Source organism: Propionivibrio sp. (assembly GCF_016790145.1).
Lineage (GTDB): Bacteria > Pseudomonadota > Gammaproteobacteria > Burkholderiales > Rhodocyclaceae > Propionivibrio.
Map to the genome: position 1 here is coordinate 1 of NZ_JAEUOI010000008.1, position 8,919 is coordinate 8,919.

Consider the following 8,919-nt stretch of genomic DNA (forward strand, 5'->3'; position numbering starts at 1 on the left):
ACCGATGGTCGGCAATTGCTCCTGCGTCGTTACACAGAACCGGACGCAGACCAGCGCTTGTTGCTCGCCCAACTGAAGCTGCAACTCCCCAAACAACCTCAACCAAAAATCGCTGTGCCATTACCCGTCAAGCCACTTTCACCAAGCGTCGTGTAGTGCCGACCTTCTGATTCGACTTCTATGTATTTCAATCACTTAGCCGTTTCAACCCCCGCGAATAGCGGAAGTCGGGTTAGCCGCTATGGCGGCAGGATGGGTTGCCGCTTTAGCAATCTACTTGTTTCTTCTTCGGCCGTATGGAGTGATTCCTCCAAAAGGCGCTCTTTGGGACTTTGGAATTGTTCCTGCGATTGTTTTCATCGCAGTTTTGATTATCACATTGCTAATCCGTCCAATTTATTCTTCTCTTGGATTCGGTTCTTTAGAGCGGCTTGATGAATCGACCTATTCAACCCCAAGCTCTCGGATGGCGAAATTCATATTCAAAATTTACGGGACTCTCGGTCTAATTTGCATCGCGATGGCCGCATACTGCCAGTTGATTTTCTCAGTAATTTTTTTCTCTACAAACATTGGCGCTTTGTGACCGGCAATCCTAGGAACGGCCGCCTACCAAAACAGTGAGTGATCGGTACGGGTCGTTCTGATCCACTCATCGATTTTCGTGTGAGCCAGGTAATGGGAATCGCACTGCTGCGGCGCAGCATGTTGCTTGGTCATCAAGCACAGATTACGGACACACAGACTACGGATACCCTAAAAAAGTTAACCTGGTCTGTTACCTCTTGCTTTTGCGCGTTACGGCTGCGGCTGACAGGGGCGCAGGGACTCGTAGCCGTCGGCGAGCAGTTGTTTGAGGTTGGGCGGGTGGCCGCTTTCGCTGCGCAGCCAGTCGCCAACCTGGGCGAGCAGAGCGGCGCGAACCGGGCTGGCGCGCCAGCCGGCGATATCGGTTGCGAAAGCCGGCAGCAGGCTTTCCGGCGGCATCGGCGTCTTGTCCCGCTGTTCCAGCGTCAGGTCGGCCATGGCCAGCCGGACATACAGCCGTGGCGCGCACTGGCGCAGCCGGGCCTTAACCTGGGCGCTGCTGCCGGACAGGAAATTGGGCGGGAAGGTTTCTGCGCTTTGGTGGCAGGTGGCGCAGTAGGGGTAAAAACCCTGCACGGTCGGATCCATCGGGGCAGTCGCAGGGTGGCCTGGCAGCGCGGCGGGAACTTCAAGCCGTGGTGTCGGAAGCCGGTCTGCCGCCTGGCAACAGGGCGCCACAGCCGGCGCGCCGAGCTGCGCGAACAGCGCTGCGAAGAGCTGTTCGCGCGGGAAAGGCCGGGGGCCGAATAGCGCCGGGCCGTCCGGACCTGTAGCCAGGGCAGCGACGGCCTGCTCGACGGCGGTGAATTCCTGGCGCAATTCGACCAGCACACTGCCCTCCTCCACTTTTACCACTTCCCTCACTTCGCCCGGCAAAACCCGGAAAACGATGCGCGTCAGCGGGTTGCCGTCGGCCCCCCTCGGCAGCGGACGGCTGGCGGGTACCAGCGCGGTGAAATCACCCGGCCCAGGCGTGGAGCCTGTCAGTTCGAGGGCATTGAAGGTGCTGCTGCCCGGCAGCGTTAGTCGCTCCAGTTGAGCACCGAGTACCCGCTGCGGCGCCTGACCCTGCGTCTGTACCTGCGATCGCCCCGGTGACCGCCCTCCTCTCATTTCCAGGCTAGCCACCAGTTGCAGTACAGACTCACCGCTGGCCGCCTGGCAGCGTACCGACCAGCGCGATGCGCCAGGCTCGAAGCGGCAGGGTGCCCGCTGCCGAACAAGGCGTGCGGGTTGTGTAGACAAAGTTGCTTCGAGACGCTGGCGATCGGTGGTGGCGACGAACTCGGCCAATCCGCTCACCAGTTGGTCAACGGCGTCGCCCGCATCGGCCCGCCAGATCTCCCTGGCCGGTCGCGGAGCCAGGGGTTCAAAGCGGGCGGAGACATGAGAATGGGCCACGCGCCGGGCGGGCTCGTCGGGCCAGATGGCGAGGCCTTGCAGGGGATTGCGGTTGGGAATGTCGGGGGCACCAATGGCCAGACCGCCTGGCCAGCGCCTGGCGGCTTCGGCACGCAAGGGGGCATCGACCTCGCGCTTGAAGGACGAGTCGCTCTCTCGCACACGGCCATTGGACAAGGAATGGCGCAGGGCGGCGGTGAACAGGCCGGCACGACAGCGGATGGCCACCGGGTCGGCATCGCCACAGCCCTCGCGCCACAAACGCTGGGTCAGGGCAAAGCCGTTGGCGCGACGTATGGCGATGTCAATGGCGTAAGGCACGTCGACCCCGCGCTCTGGCGAAATGCCATGGAAACGCTTGCCAGTGGCCAGGAGCAGCGCGGCGACCTGCGGGTTGGCGTTGGTCTCATCCCACAAAGCGCGTGAAAAGATGGGGGCACCGTTCTGGTGGCAGGCAAAGCAGAGGCTACGGTTGGCGTACACCACCTGCGGCGTGGCGCCAGCCCGGTAGTTCTTGACCAACTGGAATTCGAAACGGCCGGCTTCTTCGTTGTAGCTGATCACTTCCAGCACGTCCGACTTTTCCTGGTAACCGATGTACAGGCGATCCTTCAAGAACGGGGCAGAGGGCGTGGCAGGCGGAGAATCGGCGACCACCACCACGCGCGGGAAAGTGAAGTAATCGGGGGCGGCGGCGGTGCGTTGCAGCGAGCGCCCCAGTGGGATCAATACCCGCTTGGCCGGCGGCAAGGAACTGGCGGGGTCACGGCCAAGCTGGGCATCGATCCGGGCGAGCAGCGCGGCAAAGGGGAATGGCAGCTCGTAGTCGACTTTGCCCTTATGCACCGTGGCAAACAGCCGGTCGAACTGCGAGCGACCGGATGCTGGAAGATTCTCCCCAGGGACAGCCGGATCGATTACCCAGGCGGGGGCTTCAGCCTGGCTGGCCGCAATGGCCGTGCTGCTGCCGAAGCTCAGTCCGCAGAGGCCACCGATAAAGAACAGAGGCAGAACAAGAGACTGGAGCGACGGTGCAAGCCACTTCATGGCGAATCGTCATGGCCACGCGTCCGGCACCGCTCAGGGTTTGGCGGCGGCGACAAGGGCGCGTGCCTGGGTTCCCGGCCAGCAGTCTTCCTGAACCTTTCCGGTCTTCACGAAGTCATCCCGCGCCCGGTCGTCGGTGGCTTTGTCGTAAAGCGTGAAATTGAGCGCGAAGCCTTTATCCAGATAGGCCCGGCCGAGGTAGAAACCGGGGCGGATCATGCGGATCTCGTCGCGCACCTTGAGGCCGCGGCGACCGGCGAGGTAATCCGGGTTTTCCTGGTAGCCGGGAATTTCATCGGTAAAGAAATAGTCGATGATGATCGATTCCCGGCGCGCATCGAGCAGGCTCTGGCCGCAGTACAGCTTGGCCGGAAAGAGCAGCCAGGTTTCCTTGCCGCCATAGCTCATCTTCTTCGGTTCGCCCTCGACCAGACCGGCCTTTTTCAGTAGCGTGAGGTCTTCGATGCGGTTGCGCAACACCCGTTCTTCGCGGAAAAAGACCTTGCCGCGCCACAGCGTTTCGCCGATGTCCTCGACGACCAGTCCCTTGAGATGCAACGCGGTGCCGGCAAAACCGCCGACGATTTCGGAAAGCCGGAACTTGCCGCTGCTGCCCCGGGGCAGCAGGATGCGGCCATCGAAAGCTCCATCGGGGATGGGGCCGGCGGCGAGACGGGCGTAGAGCTGGTCAAGCTGTTCCTGCTCCAGCGTGGCGAGGTAGTCCGGCGTGATCTTCGCCAGTTCAGCCGGGGCGATCGGGTACTTGTAGTCGACCTGGGCAAGGTCCATCTTCGACTGGTAGCCCTTCTCGTAGGGCGCAAAGGCGATGCTGGGCGGTTCCGGCTTGCTGCAGGCGGCCAGCGTGATGGCGGCCAGGGCGAGCAGTGCGAAAGTAGTCGGTAGTCTCATGGTATGACCTCTCGGTGCCTAAGAGAAAAACAGAATCTTCACCAGCAAGGCACCAAGATCACCAAGTTAATGTCCTGTATTTCTTGGTGCAACTTGGTGCCCTTGGTGTCATGGTGGTTAGCATTTGCAGTTAAAGCGTCGCCAGGAAAGCCGTCAGCGCCCTCTTGTCGGCTTCGGAAAGATCTTCGCCGAAGCGGTGACCCTCGTTTTCGATCTCCTGGGTGCAGGTCTGGTAATTGGCACTGAGGAAATCGCGCTTCTCGCGCAGGATTTCGACGAAGCGTGAAGGCTGCTTCATCACCTCGTCGGCCATGGCCTGCAGGGTCGGCACCAGATCCTTCTTGCCCGCCGCTTCGAGCCGGGCCGGGTCGCGCTTGGCGAGGAAAAGATCGCCAACCAGTTGCTTGTGCTGCAGGCCGTTGAGGAAGCCGGCGCTGGTGCCGGCCGGAATCTTCACTTGCCCGAAGCCGAGCAGAGGCTTTTCGACCTTGCCATCGAGGGGCCGGAGGCCGACGTCGATGAGCAGGTCGGCGTTGGTCAGGGTGCGCTTGCTGCCACGCTCCTTCGGGTGCAACAGATCGTACATCGAACGCTTGTAGAGATCGAAACGGCCGTCCACGCTGGGGTCGTAACGCAGGCACTCGGGCTGGCTGGCAAGCAGCTTGCCCTCCGGGTCTACGTAGCGGGCGCGGTGGAAGTCGTTGTCCTTGTTGGCAGGATTGCCGCAGATCTCCGGGCCGATGGCGTTGTTGTGCATGAACGGCGCCGTGGCCCAGACATTGACCAGCGAGATGTTGCGCAGATAGCCGCGACCGCCATCCTTGAGTTCGTTGCGCTCGGGGATGTCGGCGACCACAGGCCGCTTGTGCATCGTATTCGAACCGTATTCCATGTACAGGTGACCGACCTTGTGGTTGGAGTGCAGGGCGCGGCAGCGGAAGGTGCCCACCTCGGTGACCGGCGTCGATTGGTCATTGCCGAGGAAGTCGGCGCGGATTTTGCGCGGATGCGCTTCGTTGGGGGCGGCGAAATCGCGATTCTTGAATGAGCCGCCCGCGCTTTCCGGGACGCTGGAATGACAGCGTGCGCAGTTGTCGGCAAAGACAGCCTGACCGCGACCTAAAGCACCCTTGCCAAATTCGGTCTCCAGTTCGGCCGCAAGATCGGCCCGCGTATAGGAGACGGCCGGGTTGCTTGCCTTGCGTGCGTTGGCGCGAGCAGCTTGCAGGTTGGTTTCGTCGGACTCGGCCGAGGCGAAGAAATCGAGAATGTTCTGCAGACGGTCCTCGACCGCCCGGAAGTTCGGGCAGTCGCGCCGGCACTGGCCGACGTTGAACGGCGTCTGGCCGAAACCGCGCGCTTCCGGGTCCACCTGACGCATGTCGGAGAAATGATTGACCCAGCACTGCTCGGAGCACGAGCCGATATTGAAATAAACGCGCTGGATGGCTTCCAGAGCGCCGGTTGAATCCTCGCCGCCCTTCAGGATGTGATGAACGCCGGGCAGTACCACCTTCTGTCCACCCAGATTCACCGGCGTCGTATCGTCATCGCGCGTGCTCATCTCCCAGCACTTGCCACTGCGTCCCGGTTCGCACCAGCACTTGCCTTCGTCCTTCTCGGTGCCGCAGGTGGTTGCCTTGCGCCACTTGGTGATCGACTCGCCCTTGAACACCGGGCGTTGAGCGACGTTGATCAGGGCATTGATGGTGCCGGGGTTGTTGATCTGGTCGTGCGAAATGGCCGAGGTATCGGTTACCCCCGGCCGGGCGTGGGCGAACATCTGGTATTCCAGGCTGCTCTTGGGCATGCCGGAACCGAGCAATTCGGACATGCGGGTGTACTGATTGCCGACCAGGCCCTTGATGTTCTCCCACTTCGGGTGCGCCGGATCGGCCGGCGGGTTGAGCGGGTCGAAAGCGATGTGGCAGGAGCCACACGAGGTACCGATGAGGAACGGCGGTTCCACCGAGGCATCGGCCAGCTTGCTGACGCGCTGGTCGGATTCGATACCGGTGGCGGCGGCCATGGTGGTGGCAAAGCCGGACCAGGTCGCCAGACTGCCGTTCAACTGTTTCCACTTGGCGGCGTCGAATCGGGGGTTGGGGAATTTGCGCAAACCGAGGGCACCGGTCGAAGTCCCGAACTTGAGGTCGCAGGCGGAGTGGCGCTGGTCGGTCTTGCCGCCCTGGCTGTGCGGATCGTCGGCGTCGAGCGCCGCATCCTTGAGGCCGCAGGCCGGGTCGACATAGCCGGGCTTGCCGACATACTTCAGGAGAACGTCATCGCCGGGACACCAGTCCAGGCCGTAGGTTTCTTCGGCCGACTTGGCCGGGCAATCCGGATCGCCGGGCTTGCAGCAGGACGGGTCGTTGATGATGCCCCAGGCCCAGAAACGATCGTCGCGCTGGTCGGCGCGCAGCACGCGATACCAGTCCACCAGGACGCCGATACGCTGCTGGAAGGTGTAGGTATGGAAGCGGTCATTGCCGGCGGTGGACTTGAACCAGATCAGCCGTCCGACGCATTCAGACTCGTTCAAGCCTTCCCTGGCACAAGACTCGTAATAGGGCGCGTCCTGGTCGACGCTGGACGCTTCGGGGATCGGTTTTCCCGGTGCCGCTGCGATGGTTACCGGGGAATTTTCAGCATGGGCGTTGCCGATGTTCTGAAAGCGGGAGTGGACAATCCCGAGGCCGGCGGCAAGGGTCAAGATGGCCGCGACAGAGGCGAGCAGATAACGTTTCATGAGTTTTCTCCTGATCAACGCCATCAAATCCCGGTGTGCAGGGATGCAATCATTTGCCCGGATATCGACGACGCAGAGAAGTTAGGATGCTAGAGCACTTCGATGCTCAGTGCAAGCATGTGCTGCGGCTTCCGGGCAAAGGCTAACTTGCGCAGTCATCGATAATGACATTCGCACTGAATGCAATTGTCCTGACCGCATTTTTGTTTGCGTGCACTCAAGACAAGACCAATTTCCAGCAACAAATAGAGGGTGAATTCATGCCGTAATGAAACCGGAAAATTCGGACAGACATTGTCACCGATTTTTCCGGAATATTAGGCCGTCAATTACGAAATTTGAACCCGTAGATTCCAGAGGTAAAAGGCTCGTTCAATCAGTTGCTTTTCAGATCCAACATCAATTGCCGCCCCGCGCAAATGGGCTACCTGGAATCGAGGTTCAGGCGGCTCTGACCTCATTGAGCAGATCGGGGTGATGTTAAAGTATCTTGAGCAGCCTCACCAAGGCCCGCGGCGGCTTTGTCTTAACGTTCTCGTAGCGCGAGAAAGCATTGATGCGTGCACCGAAGATTTTGGCCGCTTCGCGATGGTCGAGCCCAAGTTTCTTGCGCAAGCTGGTGATGCAACCAGGATCAACAATGGCTGCATTCACCTGCTTTGAGAAGGCGCGCATTATCAGCAAGTCATCAATGACTGTCAGCTTCAGATACACGTCGCCCGCCTGCTCGGGCAGTAACGTAGTCCGACAGGCTGCCAGGCAAATCCCATTTTAAGGCTTGCTTGAGGGCTAGCTGCTGCTTGAGAACTCTTTGTAGCGCTTACTGTCATCAAAATATGGTGAGTTGGCTTTCATTATTCGGCTGACTCCGGACAGTGACGATGTTGTCCAAATCTCTTCCGTTCCCGTTCGACTGATGTTTCGAGATTTTTCGACTGAACAAGTCCCGATTGGGAGAAAATCGTGTTTTTACCGACGGCCCCGCAAGCAATCCTGATCGATCTGGCCGGTGTTCTGCACATTGACGATCAACCGATCTCCGGTGCCGCAAACGCCCTTTCTGACTTGCGCACCAGCGGTCTACCCATTCGCTTTCTGACCAATACGACGCGCAGCCCGCGTTCGCGCATTGTCGCCAATCTCCGTCAGATGGGGTTTGAAGTCGAAGCAGATGAAATACTGACTGCTGTTCTGGCCACCCGGAATCTTGTGCAGCAGCGCAATCTACATCCCCATTACCTTGTTCATCCGGATATCGCCGAGGAAATCGGTTGCAGCCATTCCGAGCCGGACGCCGTCGTTTTGGGTGACGCCGGACACCACTTCAATTTCGACTCTCTAAACCGGGTTTTCCGTTTGCTGATGCAGGGCTTGCCCTTTATCGTTATGGCGCGCAACCGCTATTTTATGGAAACAGACGGCCTGACTCTGGATATGGGCGCTTTTGTCGCTGGACTTGAGTACAGCAGTGGAAAAACAGCCGAAGTCGTGGGCAAGCCGGCGATCCCTTTTTTCCACGCCGCATTGGACGAACTCGGCATCGCCCCGGAGCAGGCAGTTCTGATCGGGGATGACTTGGCGGATGATATCGGTGGCGCGCAAGCAGCCGGAATTCCGGGGATTTTGGTGCGTACCGGAAAATATCGAACAACGGACGAAGAGCACCCGTCAATTCGCCCGGCCCTCATTGTTGACAACTTCCCGACCGCAGTAACCAGGCTCCTTGGAGGCTGATTACGCTGACGATCTTGCCTTGAACACGGCCCCGGCGCGCCCTATCAATCTAATCACATACGAGACGGACAAGCCCATCTCCTGGGCAATCGCCGTCATGTTAAGGCCGCTTTGAGTATGGCTTCGCTGATACGAAGTCCGGAGCCTTACAGCATCAGTAGCAAACCTTGGAGAAGCTGCCGACCAGCCTCAATAGCCAGATCGATTCATTGCCACCGTTGAGAAGGACGTTCTACAACAGATCGCGCCGTAAGGGCTAGGGGTAGGTGGAGGCGCCGAGCCCATGCTACGCTCCGACCTCTTCGGAATTTTCACGAAGTCAAGAAAGCCAGTCAGCTACCGCTTGCGCATACAAAGCACGAAGCCCTCGCCGCTGTAGGGCGGGGAGGGCTTGTGGTTTTGGGGAGCCTGGCGGTGACCTACTTTCGCACACGTAGTATGCACTATCATCGGCGCGACTTCGTTTCACGGTCCTGTTCGAGATGGGAAGG

Annotated in this window: 6 protein-coding genes; 2 read left to right on the forward strand and 4 right to left on the reverse strand. The window is 59.9% G+C overall.

The features are described 5' to 3' along the window. Positions 1–241 precede the first annotated feature (241 nt). On the forward strand, positions 242–586 hold the full coding sequence (locus JNM42_RS00610) for a hypothetical protein (RefSeq protein WP_294264568.1): 345 nt from the start codon (positions 242–244) through the stop codon (positions 584–586). A gap of 212 nt (positions 587–798) precedes the next feature. Here JNM42_RS00610 and JNM42_RS00615 read toward each other — a convergent pair whose 3' ends face one another. The 4 genes from JNM42_RS00615 to JNM42_RS00630 form a co-directional block, all read right to left on the reverse strand. Continuing rightward, positions 799–3,036 carry a hypothetical protein gene (locus tag JNM42_RS00615; RefSeq protein WP_294264570.1) on the reverse strand — a complete coding sequence of 746 codons (2,238 nt, stop codon included), beginning with the start codon at positions 3,034–3,036 and terminating at the stop codon, positions 799–801. 33 nt (positions 3,037–3,069) lie between these two features. Then, entirely contained in the window at positions 3,070–3,945 is an 876-nt protein-coding gene (locus JNM42_RS00620; RefSeq protein ID WP_294264574.1) for a hypothetical protein, read from the reverse strand. Positions 3,946–4,075: 130 nt separating this feature from the next. Next, complete coding sequence (locus JNM42_RS00625) at positions 4,076–6,694, reverse strand: cytochrome c (protein WP_294264577.1); 2,619 nt, start codon at positions 6,692–6,694, stop codon at positions 4,076–4,078. Positions 6,695–7,174: 480 nt separating this feature from the next. Beyond that, on the reverse strand, positions 7,175–7,408 hold the full coding sequence (locus JNM42_RS00630) for a type II toxin-antitoxin system MqsA family antitoxin (RefSeq protein ID WP_294264579.1): 234 nt from the start codon (positions 7,406–7,408) through the stop codon (positions 7,175–7,177). 249 nt (positions 7,409–7,657) lie between these two features. Between JNM42_RS00630 and JNM42_RS00635 the strand changes: the two genes are divergently transcribed. Next, positions 7,658–8,428 (forward strand): TIGR01458 family HAD-type hydrolase, encoded by a 771-nt coding sequence (locus JNM42_RS00635; RefSeq protein WP_294264582.1) that lies wholly within the window; start codon positions 7,658–7,660, stop codon positions 8,426–8,428. The last annotated feature ends 491 nt before the right edge of the window (positions 8,429–8,919 follow it).